The following is a 15576-nucleotide window of genomic DNA, read 5'->3' as shown; positions in this document are numbered from 1 at the left end:
GGGCAACTATATAGGTGTTCTATTTTTCAATTGTCACTTTTGTGACAACGATAGGCGTTGCAGGGACATCTTTCATAAAGCCAGAGTTATTTGTTCTAACTTTAGCCATTTGTTGCACGACATCATAGCCATCAACAACTTGTCCAAACACTGCGTATCCTGGATTTGAGCGAGAGTAGTTAAGAAAGTCATTGTCTGAGTAGTTAATAAAGAACTGACGGGTTGCTGAGTCAGGATCATTAGTACGCGCCATTGCGACGCTACCTACTTTATTAACTAAACCATTGTTGGCTTCATTTTTGATTGGCCCGTAAGTTTGAATTTGGGTCATGTCTTGGTTAAAGCCACCACCTTGAGCCATAAAATTAGGGATAACACGGTGGAAAATAGTGCCTTCATAGCTGCCGTCTTTTACGTAGCGAAGAAAGTTAGCACTAGTAATCGGCGCTTTTACTTCATCTAATTGAATAGTGAAGTTACCAAGAGTGGTTTGAAATACCACTTTAGTGTTGGCAAATACTGAGGCGCTAAATAGTGCGCACATCATAAGTAGAAATCGGCTCATTGAAATTTTTCCTCCATGTAATTAATCAATTCTTCATCATTGGCAATGTCGTTTAATACTAGTTTAGAGACATGATTGAGCATGTGCTCAATTTGTTCATTAGATGCCCCCATAGAATTCTCAGCTTTGGCACTGCCTGAATAGGTTTTCACAAACTTACCTGTTGGTGTTTCTGCGGTAACTTGCAAAGTAAGCTTAGCGTCCATTTCATTGCTGAAAGTAGATGATTTAACGCGAATTAAAGCTTCTTGTAATTGCAGCTCAACACTGTTGTCGCTATTTGGCTTGATATCAAACCCTTGTGATTCAAGAATTGATGTCATAGCGCTATTTAAAGCCACTCTAGCATTTTGTTTAGCGTGGATAGGCATCGCCTTATCTGCGCCTTTAGTCACTAAAGCTAAGTATTGAGCGGTACGAATATCGGTAGTGGATAAGGTCAAAGATTTTGCTTGGTGAATAGTGACCTGTGTATTGTCGGCTTGTGGCTCAAAGTTCAGTTGTTGATCGGTTGGGCTAGCACAACCACTTAAAATCAAAGCTGAAAAAGCCACAATCAAAAAGTGTTTCATCAATAGTTCCCTTAAAGACTGAGTATAAAAAGAGTATCACTGAGAGTATCACAAGCCTCAGTGAAATAGCGTTACTTGATTGATTTTCCAGAAACTTTCTAAGCGTTATTTCTCCGCGCTAATAATGACAAATTTCTTGTTACTTGCGACAAGCTTAACTTTAGATATTCCAAATAGACGAGCAAGCTTTGCTTGGTAGCCTAAATGACTGTTACCAATCACCAATAGCTTACCGCCTGCTTCAAGTACCTTATAAGCGTCATTAAACATCTGCCATGCAATATGGTCAGTGATGGTGTTTTGTTGATGAAAAGGCGGGTTGCAAACCACTAAGTCGTAGCGGTTTTGTGCAAATCCATCAAGACAGTTATTAGCAACGAAAGTGTATCTTTGCGGGTTCTCGACATTGGCAAGCACATTGATACGAGCTGATTCCACCGCCATAAAGCTTTCATCGACACTGGTGATTTGCGATTGTGGATTATTACGACCTAGTTTCACCGACAAAACGCCATTGCCACAACCGAGATCAATAATATTGTTAAAGCGAGAACCTTGCGGTAAGTGATCCAAAATAAAACGAGCGCCGAGATCTAAACTCTCACCGGAGTAGACATTGGCTAGATTGCTGAGCTGAATATCATGCTCAGGTACAGCCCAAGTCATTTTTTCATTGATTGATTTTTCGTTATAGGTTGCTTGATTAGTACCTGTTGTTTGGCTAAATACTAATCTATGCTTCTTCCAAGCTAGAGATGTGCTTGTTTGGCCAAGGTGTTTTTCAAACAGTTTGAGTGTCGAAGTATGAATGGCATTGGCTTTATTGACTCCGATTACGGGAGTATCGGCATTAAGATGGCTATTTAATTGATGCAGTTGCCAAGTTAAAAAACGATTACTCTTTGGCAGTTGCATAATGACGAGATCAATATTGTTAGGCAAGGTATCGATTGAGCGTAAAAAAGTGATTTTATTACAATGGTTTAGCTCAAGATTATGCTGTATCCCTTGCTGGCTAATAAAAGAATCACTTTGACAGTAAACGTTATATTCTTTTGAAAACCAACAACTTAAAGCACCAAAGTTATCATTCAAAATTAAAACACTAGCCCCTTTAGCTAAAGGGTTTTCGGCTAAATGATTGATGATATATTCATCACCTGCATCCCATGCTTGCAGTGTTTCATTCGCTCTTTTTGGGAATCGAAATAGGGTAAATTGCTGGTCGTGCAGTGCGAGGTCGATTTTCATGATTATAAATGTTAAAAAAGTGATCCTAAACTTTGTCTATTGTCGCAAATTAGCTCTATTTTTGCGAATTTAGTTCCTATTCTGTTTTAGAATACAGGTTGCGTTCAGGGTTAACCCTTGAGGCATTTCATAGTAAATTGTAGTGACCGATGAAATATCAACGTTTGTATTATACTTACAGCGTTTCAACTTATGAGAGCAACTATGCGAAAGCAAACTATTGAGCAGAAATTGGATCATCACTTCTCTCCTCATCATCTACAAGTTATCAATGAAAGTTATAAGCATAATGTGCCTGAGGGTTCTGAAAGCCACTTTAAAATCATTATTGTCAGTGACAAATTTGAGCAACTAAGACTGGTTGCACGTCACCGCTTAATTAATGAAGTATTGAGTGATGAGTTCGCGCAAGGATTACATGCGCTTTCAATGCACACTTTGACAAAGGACGAGTGGAAGCAACAGCAATTCCCTGATTCTCCCGATTGTATGAGGGGAGGGCATTAAAACAAATGGGTTAACTGACCTGCATTGATTTCAGAAAATTAGACTGCATTCGAGCGAATTGTTCACAAAATAAGCTCTTGGTCATAAAGTTATCCTTAATGCTGTGTTTTAGATCAATATTAATGGCATTTTTAGCAATAAATTTGTAGTTTATTGCTAATCCTCACTGCTCAACATGGAATACATGAAGAGGTTGGTGTTAGAATCGGCGACCCGCGAGGGACTCATCGATGAATTTATATAGTGATTAACAAGGATATGTTAGAAAACTGACCTATCTGTTACAGACGGGCACACTGATAAAAAGTGTGCTTTTGTTACGAAGATCTTTTTTTCCTAAAATAGTGCAAGTGCGTATGATTACAATTAAAAAGGGTTTGGACCTTCCTATTTCAGGATCTCCTACCCAGGTGATTAATAACGGAAACCCCGTTTCAAAAGTCGCCTTGCTGGGCGAAGAGTACGTGGGCATGCGTCCAACAATGCATGTTCGCGAAGGGGACGTAGTAAAGAAAGGACAGGTTCTTTTTGCTGATAAAAAGAATCCTGGCGTAGTCTTTACTGCACCTCAAAGTGGTACGGTTACTCAGGTAAACCGTGGTGCGAAGCGTGTTTTGCAATCAGTTGTTATTGAAATAGCAGGTGATGAGCAAATTACTTTCGACAAATATGAGCAAAATGAATTAGCAAAGCTGGATGCGGATGTTATTCGTAAACAACTTATTGATTCAGGTTCATGGACCGCTTTTAAAACTCGTCCGTTCAGTAAGGTACCCGCAGTCGAATCTTCGACTGATGCCATTTTTGTTACAGCAATCGATACCAACCCATTGGCAGCTAATCCTGATGTTATCATCAATGATCAAGCTGAAGCGTTCATAGCAGGCTTAGACTTGTTATCGGCGTTGACCAACGGCAAAGTTTTTGTCTGTAAAAGTGGCGGTTCACTTCCTCGTTCAGAGCAAAAAAATGTTGAAGAGCATGTCTTCTCAGGCCCGCACCCTGCCGGTCTAGTTGGCACACATATGCACTTCCTATACCCAGTTAACGAGCAACATGTTGCTTGGGGTATTAACTACCAGGATGTTATTGCATTTGGTCAGTTATTCCTAACTGGTGAGATTTACTCTGATCGCGTTGTCGCTCTTGGTGGCCCTGTTGTTAATAACCCTCGTTTAGTGCGAACAACTGTCGGTGCTTATCTTCCTGAATTGGCAGATAAAGAGCTTATGCCTGGCGAAGTTCGTATTATCTCAGGTTCAATCCTTTGGGGTACCAATGCAACAGGTCCTCACGCTTATCTTGGTCGATACCATCAACAGGTTTCTGCTCTGCGTGAAGGAAGAGACAAAGAGTTTTTTGGCTGGGCAATGCCGGGTAAAAATAAATTCTCTGCGACACGTTCATTCCTTGGTCACCTATTTAAAGGTCAATTGTATAACCTTACTACGTCACTCAATGGCGGTGAGCGTGCAATGGTTCCAACGGGTAATTATGAAAAAATAATGCCATTGGATATTGAGCCAACATTACTTCTGCGCGATTTATGTGCCGGTGATGTAGACAGTGCTCAGCGCTTGGGTGCTCTAGAGTTATCCGAAGAAGATTTAGCTCTATGTACTTATGTTTGTTCTGGTAAATATGAGTACGGTGAATTACTTCGTGAGTGTCTAGACACTATAGAGAAGGACGGTTAAGACATGTTGAAGAAATTTATTGAAGACATCGAACCTCATTTTGAAGCCGATGGTAAATGGGAAAAGTGGTATCCCCTTTATGAAGCTGCTGCAACGGTATTTTATACACCGGGCACAGTAACAAAAACGAAATCACATGTTCGTGACAGTGTCGATCTAAAACGCATCATGATCATGGTGTGGTTTGCTGTTTTCCCTGCCATGTTTTGGGGTATGTACAATACCGGTAACCAAGCAATCACTGCGTTGAGTTTTTTGCATTCAGGTGCAGATTTAGCTTCGTTAGTGGCAGGCAACTGGCACTACTGGTTAACAGAAATGCTTGGCGGCACGATAAGTGCTGATGCCGGGTGGGGCAGTAAGATGCTCCTTGGCGCGACCTACTTCTTACCTATCTACGCAACAGTGTTCATTGTTGGTGGTTTCTGGGAAGTGCTTTTCTGTATTGTGCGTAAGCATGAAGTAAATGAAGGCTTCTTTGTTACTTCGATTTTGTTTGCACTAATTGTTCCGCCGACATTGCCTTTATGGCAGGCAGCATTGGGTATTACCTTTGGTGTTGTAGTGGCTAAAGAAATTTTCGGTGGTACTGGCCGTAACTTCTTAAACCCAGCGCTTGCAGGTCGTGCTTTCCTATTCTTTGCATATCCTGCTCAAATCTCTGGTGATTTGGTTTGGACTGCAGCGGATGGTTTCTCTGGTGCGACGGCTCTTAGCCAGTGGGCTCAGGGTGGTAACGCTAACCTAATCAATAACGTAACGGGTCAATCTATTACTTGGATGGACGCATTTATCGGTAACATTCCTGGCTCTATCGGTGAGGTTTCGACCTTATTCTTGATGCTAGGTGCGCTGATGATTGTCTATATGGGTATTGCATCATGGCGCATTATTGCTGGTGTGATGATTGGTATGATTGCTACGGCAACTCTATTTAATCTGATTGGCTCTGATACAAATGCGATGTTTAGTATGCCTTGGCATTGGCACCTAGTTTTGGGTGGTTTTGCATTCGGTATGTTCTTCATGGCAACAGATCCTGTTTCTGCTTCCTTTACCAATAAGGCTAAGTGGTGGTACGGAATCTTGATTGGTTTGATGTGTGTGTTAATTCGAGTGGTTAACCCTGCGTACCCTGAAGGTATGATGCTGGCGATTCTATTTGCAAACTTATTTGCGCCACTATTTGACCACGTTGTTATCGAGAAGAACATTAAGCGGAGACTAGCACGCTATGGCAAGTAAAAACGATAGCATTAAAAAAACGCTAGGTGTCGTTATTGGTTTGAGTCTAGTTTGTTCTGTCATCGTTTCGACGGCGGCAGTTGGACTACGTGATAAACAACAAGCTAATGCGGTACTGGATAAGCAAACAAAGATCGTAGAAGTTGCGCAGATCTCTGAACAAGGCACAGTGCAACAATTGTTCGGTGATTACATCGAACCTCGTCTAGTTAACTTTGACACAGGTGAGTTTGTTGAAGGTGATGCAGCTGCATACGATCAACGCGCTGCTGCAAAAGATCCAGCTCAATCTCAGCGTCTGGCTGCAAGCGATGACATCGCAAGCATTATTCGTCGTGCAAACGTAGGTACTGTGTACCTTGTTAAAGATGGCGATAAGTACTCAAAAGTCATCTTGCCTATCCACGGCACAGGCCTTTGGTCAATGATGTACGCATTTGTTGCGGTTGAAATGGACGGCAATACTGTTTCGGGCATTACTTACTACGAGCAAGGTGAAACTCCTGGACTTGGTGGTGAAGTTGAAAACCCAAATTGGGTTGCTCAGTTCGAAGGCAAGCAACTGTTTGATGAGAACTTTAAGCCGGCACTAAAAATTGTTAAAGGTGGCGCAGCTGCTGATGACATCCACGGTGTTGATGGTCTTTCTGGCGCAACTCTGACGGGTAACGGCGTACAACATACTTTCGATTTTTGGTTAGGCGATATGGGCTTCGGACCATTCCTAACTAAAGTACGCGAAGGAGAGCTGAATTAATGGCTATGTCTAAAGAAATGAAGCAAAACCTTTGGGCTCCTGTTTTAGATAACAACCCAATTGCTTTGCAAGTGCTTGGTGTGTGTTCTGCCTTGGCAGTAACCACTAAACTAGAAACAGCATTTGTTATGACGCTGGCGGTTATTTTCGTAACTGCTCTGTCTAACTTCTTCGTGTCTGTTATTCGTAACCACATTCCAAACAGCGTTCGTATCATCGTACAGATGGCAATTATCGCATCATTGGTAATCGTGGTAGACCAGATCTTAAAAGCTTATCTATACGATATCTCTAAGCAGTTATCAGTATTTGTTGGCTTGATCATTACTAACTGTATCGTTATGGGTCGTGCAGAAGCATACGCAATGAAGTCTGCGCCTTTGCCATCTCTACTTGACGGTATCGGTAATGGTTTAGGTTATGGTTTCGTACTGATCACTGTGGCATTTTTCCGTGAGCTAATTGGCTCAGGTAAGTTGTTCGGTATGGAAGTACTTCCTCTAGTGTCTGACGGTGGTTGGTACCAGCCTAACGGTATGTTCCTACTTGCACCGTCTGCATTCTTCTTGATTGGCTTTATGATTTGGGTAATTCGTATCTTTAAGCCTGAACAAATAGAAGCGAAGGAGTAGTAGCGCGATGGAACATTATATTAGCTTGCTAGTTAAATCGATTTTTATCGAAAACTTAGCGTTATCCTTCTTCCTCGGCATGTGTACATTCCTTGCTGTTTCTAAGAAGGTAAAAACCTCTTTCGGTCTTGGTGTAGCGGTAGTGGTGGTATTGACCATCGCAGTTCCGGTGAACAACTTGCTATACAACCTAGTGTTGAAAGAAAATGCATTGGTTTCCGGTGTGGATTTAAGTTTCCTTAACTTCATTACCTTTATCGGTGTTATCGCAGCTCTAGTACAGATTTTGGAAATGGTGTTAGACCGCTTTTTCCCACCTTTGTATAACGCGTTGGGTATTTTCTTACCGCTGATTACAGTGAACTGTGCCATCTTCGGTGGTGTATCTTTCATGGTACAGCGTGATTATAACTTCACAGAATCAATCGTTTACGGTTTTGGTTCAGGTGTAGGTTGGATGCTTGCTATCGTGGCGCTTGCAGGTTTGCGTGAGAAGATGAAGTACTCAGATGTACCTCCTGGTCTACGTGGTCTTGGGATTACCTTCATCACTGTAGGTTTGATGGCACTAGGCTTTATGTCTTTTTCCGGTGTTCAACTGTAAGAGTAAATAATAAGGATTAGTCAATGAATACAATCGTTCTTGGCGTAGTGATGTTTACTCTGATTGTATTAGTTTTAGTGCTAGTGATTTTATTCGCTAAATCTAAGCTGGTACCAACGGGTGACGTCAACATTTTAGTAAATGGTGACCCAGAGAAAGGCTTTACGGTTTCTCCAGGTGACAAACTGCTTGGCGCTCTTGCCGGCAACGGTATCTTTGTATCGTCTGCTTGTGGTGGCGGTGGCTCTTGTGGTCAGTGTCGCGTTAAAGTGAAATCTGGTGGTGGTGATATTCTACCAACAGAACTTGATCACATCAGCAAAGGCGAGGCCCGTGAAGGCGAGCGTCTAGCGTGTCAGGTTGCAGTTAAAACAGATATGGCTATCGAGCTTCCAGAAGAGATTTTCGGTGTTAAAAAGTGGGAATGTACTGTTCTTTCTAATGACAACGAAGCGACCTTCATCAAAGAGCTTGTGCTTCAAATTCCTGACGGCGAGGAAGTACCTTTCCGTGCAGGTGGTTACATTCAGATTGAAGCTGAACCACACCATATTAAGTACGCGGATTTTGATATCCCAGAAGAGTATCGTGAAGACTGGGATAAGTTTAACTTGTTCCGCTACGAGTCAGTGGTTAAAGAGCCATCGATCCGTGCATACTCAATGGCGTCTTATCCTGAAGAAGAAGGTTTGATTAAGCTAAACGTGCGTGTTGCAACACCGCCGCCTAACAATCCTGATGTTCCACCTGGAATCATGTCTTCGTACATCTGGTCTCTTAAATCAGGCGACAAATGTACGATCTCAGGTCCATTTGGTGAGTTCTTTGCTAAAGATACTGACAATGAGATGGTGTTTGTTGGTGGTGGTGCTGGTATGGCGCCAATGCGCTCTCATATCTTTGACCAACTTTTACGTCTTAAATCTAAGCGTAAGATGACGTTCTGGTATGGTGCTCGTTCGAAGCGTGAAATGTTCTACATTGAAGATTTCGATAAGCTAGCAGCTGAAAACGACAACTTTGTCTGGCACTGTGCACTGTCCGATCCTTCTCCAGAAGATAACTGGGATGGTTACACAGGCTTCATCCACAATGTATTGTATGAAAATTACCTGAAGGATCATGATGCTCCTGAAGATTGTGAGTTCTACATGTGTGGTCCACCAATGATGAATGCTGCAGTAATTGGCATGCTAAAAGATCTTGGTGTAGAAGATGAAAACATCTTACTTGATGATTTCGGTGGCTAAGCCGTAGTCAAATAAATAATGGCTGGCTCTTTGAGTCAGCCATTTTATTTTGTGGCTGACTCATACCAATCGTAGTAAATCTCTGATCAGCCTAGCTGGTTAAAACACTTGATAACCGCGTTGAAATTTTTGATTGTAGAGTAACTACTTATCAAAAATATTCGCCTTGTTCTCAAGTGTTTTTCCTGCGCTATTTCTGATCATTTACTTACTGTGATTGGTATTAATTCAATTTATGGAGAACAAGATGAACGCGGTAAATCATCTTATTCAAGGCTCTAAACGACTGATCGCATTATTGATTTGTGTGGTTGTTTTAAGTGGCTGTGAGCAAGCGCCTGAGCAAGTTGCTTTGGCTGGTAAGACGATGGGAACAACCTATCATATTAAATATATTGCCGACGGTAAGGTGGAAGATTCGCAGCTAATGCAGGCTAAAATTGATGCATTGCTGGAAAAAGTAAACGATCAGATGTCGACATACCGTCCTGATTCAGAATTAAGCCAGTTTAATCAATATAAAGGTGCAGAGCCGGTTCAACTGTCTCAAGACATGACGACAGTGATTGCGGAGTCAATTCGACTCAATAAGCTCACTGAAGGCGCTTTAGATGTAACGGTTGGTCCGTTAGTGAATCTATGGGGTTTTGGCCCTGAAGCCCGCCCTGAGAAAATGCCAACGGATGAAGAGCTGCAAGCTCGCCGTGAGATGATTGGTATTAAACACTTATCTTTGGATGATAAGGGTTTATCAAAAGATTTACCTGATTTGTATGTGGATCTATCAACCATCGCCAAAGGTTGGGGTGTTGATGTTGTGGCTAACTTCTTAGAGTCACAAGGTGTGCAGCGTTATCTTGTGGAAGTCGGCGGTGAATTAAGGCTAAAAGGGAATAATAGTAAAGATATCCCTTGGAAAATTGCTATTGAAAAACCAATAGTTGATGCACGCCAACAAGTCGAGCTTATTGTTCAACCTGGTGATATGGCGATGGCAACCTCTGGCGATTATCGTAATTATTTTGAGCGTGATGGCATTCGCTATTCGCACATAATCAATCCAAAAACTGGTAAACCTATAGCGCACAAGGTAGTCTCAGTAACAGCAATTCACCCGTCATGTATGACAGCAGATGGTCTTGCAACTGGCTTGATGGTGTTGGGTGAAAAAGAAGGTCTTCAGGTGGCAAACGACAATGGTTTAGCGATCTTTATGATTGTAAAAACTGAAGATGGCTTTAAAGAGGTGCACTCTAAGGCCTTTGAAAAATATTTAAACAAGTAAGGTAGTGCAATGACAACGTTCTTAGTGACTTTTGGTATTTTCCTCGGATTCATCACTTTGATGTCCGTTGGCTATATTATTCAAAAGAAAGTAGTGAAGGGAAGCTGTGGCGGTTTAGATGCAATGGGTATTGATAAAGTATGCAGTTGCCCTGAGCCTTGTGATGCACGTAAACGTAGAGAAGCTAAAGCGCAAGCAAGGGCTGAAAAAGTAGCTGGTTGGGAAAAAGACCGAATTGCTTAATCTCTAAAGCGTAAGATATAAAAAATGCCAAGCTAATAAGCTTGGCATTTTTGTTGGTAGATCAGAAGCTTGAGAGATATTTACTTCTCAGACTTATCTTCCATTTGAGCATTATCAACCACTGTTGACTCGCCTAGGTCTTTTGGCAGAACTAGGTTTAATAGAATCGCCATGATTCCACAAAGGCTAATACCATGAAGGTTAAAGTCGCCAATATTAACGGTCATGCCACCGATACCAAATACCAAAGTGACACCCACGATAACAAGGTTACGAGAGTTGTGTAAGTCAACGCGATTTTGAATCAGAGTGTTCAAACCTACAGTAGCAATTGAACCAAACAACAGCATCATGATGCCGCCCATTACTGGACCTGGGATAGTTTGTAGTACACCACCTAATTTACCTACTAGCGCTAGAGCAATAGCCGAAAATGCTGCGTAAGTCATGATTTTAGGGTTGAAAGCTTTAGTGAGCATAACCGCACCAGTTACTTCACTGTAAGTGGTGTTCGGTGGAGCGCCCATCATGCTTGCCGCCATAGTAGCCAGTCCGTCACCCGCCATAGTTCTGTGTAGCCCCGGTTTTTTAAGGTAATCTTTACCTGTCACATTTGAGATAGCAAGAATATCACCCACGTGCTCTACTGCTGGGGCAATGGCCACCGGCAACATGAACAAAATGGCGTTAATATTGAACTCAGGAGCGGTAAAGTTAGGAATGGCAAACCAAGCAGCATTGGCTACTGGAGTGAAATCCACGATACCGGCAAACAGGCTTAAAATGTAACCCACCACAATACCACCAAAGATAGGTAGCAGCTTTAAGAAGCCTTTAGAGTAAACGCTGATAAGAATAGTGGTAAGCAGTGAAGCAAGTGAGATTGACAATGCCACTGTGCTATCAATAGCTTGCACGTCACCATTTTTACCTAGTGCCATATTGACCGCAACAGGTGCTAGGCCTAAACCGATCACCATAATTACAGGACCCACTACAACAGGTGGTAGCAGTTTATGGATAATAGCAACGCCACGAATGCGAATGATGCTACTAAAAATAAGGTATACAAAGCCAGCAGCCATTAGGCCACCCATTGTGGCAGGTATGCCCCAAGTTTGAACGCCATATAAAATTGGTGCAATAAACGCAAAAGAAGACGCTAAAAAAATAGGAACTGAGCGCTTAGTTACTAATTGGAATATTAAGGTACCAACACCTGCACCAAATAATGCAACGTTGGCATCTAGCCCCGTTAAAAGCGGGACCATAACGAGAGCACCAAATGCAACAAATAGCATTTGCATACCCTGTAGAATAGAAGCCATGATTTTCTTTCTCCATTTTTGGAAATCGACGAATACTAGCATCAACTTACCTAGCGTTACATTTTTTAGATCAATTTTTATTTGATTGTATTTAATTTAACGAAAAAATAAATTTCAAACAGCGTTTATATTGAGCTAAAATAACTGTGTTTTTAACCAGTATTATGGTGGTGTGTGTCTAAGAAAATTATCCATGTCGATATGGATTGTTTCTACGCGGCAGTTGAAATGCGTGATTTTCCTGAATATCGTAATCGGCCTTTAGCCGTTGGGGGAAAGGAGCGCCAACGTGGTGTGCTGACAACTTGTAACTACGAAGCTCGTCGCTTTGGGGTTCACTCCGCTATGCCTACAGCGCAAGCAATGAAACTTTGTCCGCAGTTATTAGTTGTCCCAGGGCGAATGTCTGTTTATAAGAGTGTTTCAGCGCAAATACGCGCCATTTTCAAACGCTACAGTTCTATTATTGAACCGTTATCATTGGATGAGGCGTATATCGATGTCACCGATAGTCATTTATATAATGGCTCTGCTACTTTAATTGCTCAGTCTATTCGTAACGATATACAACAAGAGTTGGGATTGACTGCATCAGCAGGTATTGCGCCTATAAAGTTTTTAGCCAAAGTGGCATCGGATATAAATAAACCCAACGGACAATATGTTATTCCACCGGATCAAGTTCAAGACTTTATCGATAATATGCCATTGCAAAAAATTCCCGGTGTTGGCAAGGTCGCATTACAAAAATTACATCGCTCTGGTTATTATTTGGGAGAAGATATTCGCCAAGCGGATTATCGAGAACTATTGATGCGTCATGGGCGTTTAGGCTCCTCTTTATGGAGTCGTTGCCATGGTTTAGATAATCGCAGTGTCGAAGTCTCACGAGAGAGAAAATCCGTTGGGGTAGAGCGGACATTTAATCAGAATATTGTTTCTTTAGAGCAGTGCTGGCAAGTCGTTAATGAAAGGCTGTTTCCAGAGCTTAAGCTGCGTCTTAATAAAATCAGTGAGCAAGATGCTCGAGCGATTGTTAAACAAGGCATTAAAGTCAAGTTTGCTGATTTTCAGGTGACTACCATTGAAACAACGTCTAATGAATTGAGTTTATCTGCCTTTTATCCATTATTAGAAAAAGTATTGCAGCGTCAGCAGCAGCGAGAGATACGTTTATTAGGGCTTAATGTAATGCTTCAGTCAGAAGCGCAAGCAAAGCAACTCAGTCTATTGGATAACTAACTAATAGCGGTTAAAGTGTTCGCCAACTAAGTTAGCGTAATATCAAGTTACAAGGAATTTACATGTTTAAACGTTGCCTCTACGGCTTACTTTCAGTTTCTATGCTTCTCACATCGCTACTGTTCACGTCATTGACCCAAGCGCAAGCTATAGATGGATATCAGTCATGTAATGTTGATTTACATAATGAAGTGCACTTAGATGGCAAGGGGGTGCGGATTATTGATGCGAAAGGTCATAAAGCGATTATTGATGAGAAAAAAGGCTTATCGATTGAAGGCAAGACCATTGAACTGAGCCACCAACAGCAACAAGCACTGGATCAATATCGTAAACAGCTAAATGAGACTATTCCTAAGGTTCAAGAAGTCGGACGTTCAGGTGTTGCTTTAGCCAATGAAGTTCTTGATGATGTGTCGGCTAAATTTAATAACACTCATGCATTTGATAATGTACGCCAAGCGATTTCTGATTTTTATGTGAAACTAGAGAAGCGTTATCATCATGACGGAGAATGGGTGTTAAAGCCTAATGCTTTGAGCGCTATGCATAACAATTGGCAAAAAGATCTAGCCGATGCTAGGCAGGTTTTTAACACTGAATTTATTGCTAGTGCCTTTACCGTGATGCAGGAAAAATTTGCAGCGGAAGGCAGTGTGAATTTCACTGAACTGCAAAATGAAATGGTTGAATTACAAACTTCAATCAAGAAAAAACTGAAAGCACATTCATCTGAAATCACTGAAAAAGCTCAAAATTATTGTGATTCGATGGATCAACTAGCTAAAGAAGAGCAGTCGGTAGTGAAAACTATCCCTGAACTGAAAAAATATCAACTGTTCAATATTTGAACAGTAATTGAAGTAATTCAGTAAGTTGGAAATTATTGCGTTGGCTATCGTGTAAATATCTAACTTTTTTCTAAGAAAAACGTTTACAACGCCGTAAACTTCTGTAGCATAACACTCGCTTCGTAAGGCAAAGTTGTTAGATAAAAGTAAGCAAAAGCAAGTTTCAAATTTTATTGTAAAAAGTAAAGTAGTGTTTTCTGTTTTTCCCTTAACTTAATAACTTACGCTTTCGAACGTGTCGCACAAGCGACGTATAATTTATCTTAAAAAATACTAAGGGACATAACATGTCAAAGACTACTGGTACAGTAAAATGGTTTAACGAAGAAAAAGGTTTCGGTTTCATTTCTCAAGACAACGGCGGTGCTGACGTATTCGTTCACTTCCGTGCAATCGTTTCTGACGGCTTCAAAACTCTTGCTGAAGGCCAAAAAGTTTCTTTTGAAGTTGAACAAGGTCAAAAAGGCCCTCAAGCTTCAAACGTTACTGTAGTTTAATCTAACGATTAAATTTAAAGTTTCTAAAAGCCCGCTGTTTACAGCGGGCTTTTTTCTTGCCTAAAAATCGTCAAAAACATTATTAATAACGTGATGCACGCTCTTCTTTAATCCAATTAAAGACCGCTTCTATCTTTTGATGCTTCTCCATTCCATTTGCGCACAACAAGTAATATTTGTTTTGGCTGTGCATTGTTGGAAATGGAACCACAAGCTCTCCATCTTCGATCATCTTCGCCACAAAGCTTAAACGCCCTATAGCGACGCCTAGGGAGTGTTTAGCTGCCTGAACATGCATGCCCCTTTGACTAAAGTGATAGGCTTTGTCGTAAGGGTCTAGAGCAATAGAAAAATGATCTAACCAACGCTGCCATGCATTAGATTGTTGGGCGTGAAGAAAGGTGATGCCTTTTAACGCTTCATAGTCTTGTTGGAACAATCCATGCTCGACGGCATATTCATGAGTGCAGACCGGTACTAGCCTTTCGTCAAATAAAGGATGAGTGAAAGTATCGATAAGATTAGGTTGACCATAATAGACTGCAATATCGATGTTATTTTGTCGAAGATCCAGCTGGTCCTCTTCGATACGAATGGTCAGGTTAAAACCCGGATACTTCTTTTTAAAGTTTTTTAAGCGCGGGATCAGCCAGCCACTGGCAAAGGCTGGGGTGGTGGCAATAACAATGTTGCCAGTTAACTCGTGGGAATTAATGTCTTCTATTTCACTATAAATAGAAGAAAGAGACTCGGCTAATGTTGCTTTTAGTCTTTTACCTTCTAGGGTTAACTCAAGCTTACGAGGACGTCTTATAAACAGCTTAAAGCCTAAATCAGCTTCTAGCCCTTTGATTCGGTGGCTAACGGCTCCTTGGGTTAGATTGAGCTCGATGCCTGCTTTGGTAAAGCTTAAATGTTGAGAGGCTACCTCGAAGGTATGCAGGTTTCTAAGTAAAAACGGCTTATTTTTCACTAGTTAGCCCTTTGGCATTAAAATTATTAATCCATTATATGATCAAATTGGTTTGTCGATTCTTATTTTTTATTGTT

At 41.3% G+C, this 15576-nt stretch carries 17 protein-coding genes; 12 read left to right on the top strand and 5 right to left on the bottom strand.

What is annotated here, in order from left to right; translation table 11 throughout:
- Window positions 1-19: 19 nt before the first annotated feature.
- The 3 genes from A9260_RS15960 to A9260_RS15950 form a co-directional block, all read right to left on the bottom strand.
- On the bottom strand, window positions 20-565 hold the full coding sequence (locus tag A9260_RS15960; protein ID WP_068700735.1) for a peptidylprolyl isomerase: 546 nt from the start codon (window positions 563-565) through the stop codon (window positions 20-22).
- Window positions 562-1137: a YajG family lipoprotein gene (locus A9260_RS15955; RefSeq protein ID WP_068700734.1), complete on the bottom strand. Its 576-nt coding sequence runs from the start codon at window positions 1135-1137 to the stop codon at window positions 562-564. Before A9260_RS15955 ends, A9260_RS15960 begins: the two co-directional genes overlap by 4 nt.
- A 105-nt stretch (window positions 1138-1242) precedes the next feature.
- A complete protein-coding gene (locus A9260_RS15950; RefSeq protein WP_068700732.1) occupies window positions 1243-2388 on the bottom strand; it encodes a methyltransferase in 1146 nt (381 codons plus the stop codon).
- Window positions 2389-2592: 204 nt separating this feature from the next.
- Here A9260_RS15950 and A9260_RS15945 point away from each other — a divergent pair, with 204 nt between their 5' ends.
- The 9 genes from A9260_RS15945 to nqrM all read left to right on the top strand — a co-directional run bounded on the left by A9260_RS15945 (window position 2593) and on the right by nqrM (window position 10608).
- Window positions 2593-2895 carry a BolA family protein gene (locus tag A9260_RS15945; protein ID WP_068700731.1) on the top strand — a complete coding sequence of 101 codons (303 nt, stop codon included), beginning with the start codon at window positions 2593-2595 and terminating at the stop codon, window positions 2893-2895.
- Window positions 2896-3251: 356 nt separating this feature from the next.
- Complete coding sequence (locus tag A9260_RS15940; RefSeq protein WP_068700730.1) at window positions 3252-4592, top strand: Na(+)-translocating NADH-quinone reductase subunit A; 1341 nt, start codon at window positions 3252-3254, stop codon at window positions 4590-4592.
- A 3-nt stretch (window positions 4593-4595) separates the two neighbouring features.
- Entirely contained in the window at window positions 4596-5837 is a 1242-nt protein-coding gene (locus A9260_RS15935; RefSeq protein ID WP_068700728.1) for an NADH:ubiquinone reductase (Na(+)-transporting) subunit B, read from the top strand.
- On the top strand, window positions 5827-6594 hold the full coding sequence (locus A9260_RS15930; RefSeq protein WP_068700726.1) for a Na(+)-translocating NADH-quinone reductase subunit C: 768 nt from the start codon (window positions 5827-5829) through the stop codon (window positions 6592-6594). Before A9260_RS15935 ends, A9260_RS15930 begins: the two co-directional genes overlap by 11 nt.
- Window positions 6594-7226: an NADH:ubiquinone reductase (Na(+)-transporting) subunit D gene (locus tag A9260_RS15925; RefSeq protein WP_068700723.1), complete on the top strand. Its 633-nt coding sequence runs from the start codon at window positions 6594-6596 to the stop codon at window positions 7224-7226. The genes A9260_RS15930 and A9260_RS15925 overlap by 1 nt, the downstream gene beginning before the upstream one ends.
- 7 nt (window positions 7227-7233) lie before the next feature.
- A complete protein-coding gene (gene nqrE / locus A9260_RS15920; RefSeq protein WP_068700720.1) occupies window positions 7234-7830 on the top strand; it encodes an NADH:ubiquinone reductase (Na(+)-transporting) subunit E in 597 nt (198 codons plus the stop codon).
- Between the two features lie 23 nt (window positions 7831-7853).
- Window positions 7854-9080, top strand: a complete 1227-nt coding sequence (gene nqrF, locus A9260_RS15915; RefSeq protein ID WP_068700718.1) for an NADH:ubiquinone reductase (Na(+)-transporting) subunit F — start codon at window positions 7854-7856, stop codon at window positions 9078-9080.
- 247 nt (window positions 9081-9327) lie between these two features.
- Window positions 9328-10365, top strand: coding sequence for an FAD:protein FMN transferase (locus A9260_RS15910; protein WP_068700716.1), 1038 nt, complete (start codon window positions 9328-9330; stop codon window positions 10363-10365).
- A gap of 9 nt (window positions 10366-10374) precedes the next feature.
- Complete coding sequence (gene nqrM / locus A9260_RS15905) at window positions 10375-10608, top strand: (Na+)-NQR maturation NqrM (protein WP_068700715.1); 234 nt, start codon at window positions 10375-10377, stop codon at window positions 10606-10608.
- An 80-nt stretch (window positions 10609-10688) separates the two neighbouring features.
- Here nqrM and A9260_RS15900 read toward each other — a convergent pair whose 3' ends face one another.
- Window positions 10689-11936, bottom strand: a complete 1248-nt coding sequence (locus tag A9260_RS15900) for a uracil-xanthine permease family protein (RefSeq protein WP_068700713.1) — start codon at window positions 11934-11936, stop codon at window positions 10689-10691.
- Window positions 11937-12110: 174 nt separating this feature from the next.
- Between A9260_RS15900 and dinB the strand changes: the two genes are divergently transcribed.
- The 3 genes from dinB (at window position 12111) to cspE (ending at window position 14526) form a co-directional block, all read left to right on the top strand.
- Window positions 12111-13178 (top strand): DNA polymerase IV, encoded by a 1068-nt coding sequence (gene dinB, locus A9260_RS15895; protein ID WP_269451483.1) that lies wholly within the window; start codon window positions 12111-12113, stop codon window positions 13176-13178.
- Window positions 13179-13240: 62 nt separating this feature from the next.
- On the top strand, window positions 13241-14029 hold the full coding sequence (locus A9260_RS15890) for a DUF2884 family protein (RefSeq protein WP_068700711.1): 789 nt from the start codon (window positions 13241-13243) through the stop codon (window positions 14027-14029).
- Window positions 14030-14316: 287 nt separating this feature from the next.
- The gene (cspE, locus tag A9260_RS15885; RefSeq protein ID WP_068700710.1) at window positions 14317-14526 is read left to right on the top strand and encodes a transcription antiterminator/RNA stability regulator CspE; all 210 of its coding nucleotides are present in this window, start codon (window positions 14317-14319) and stop codon (window positions 14524-14526) included.
- 82 nt (window positions 14527-14608) lie between these two features.
- On the opposite strand, the gene A9260_RS15880 is transcribed toward cspE, so the two are convergent.
- Window positions 14609-15499, bottom strand: coding sequence for a LysR substrate-binding domain-containing protein (locus A9260_RS15880; protein ID WP_068700709.1), 891 nt, complete (start codon window positions 15497-15499; stop codon window positions 14609-14611).
- Between the last annotated feature and the right edge of the window lie 77 nt (window positions 15500-15576).

Source organism: Vibrio sp. UCD-FRSSP16_30 (assembly GCF_001676025.1).
In the GTDB taxonomy this organism is placed as follows: Bacteria; Pseudomonadota; Gammaproteobacteria; order Enterobacterales; family Vibrionaceae; genus Vibrio.
This window is presented reverse-complemented; position numbering and strand designations above follow the sequence as displayed.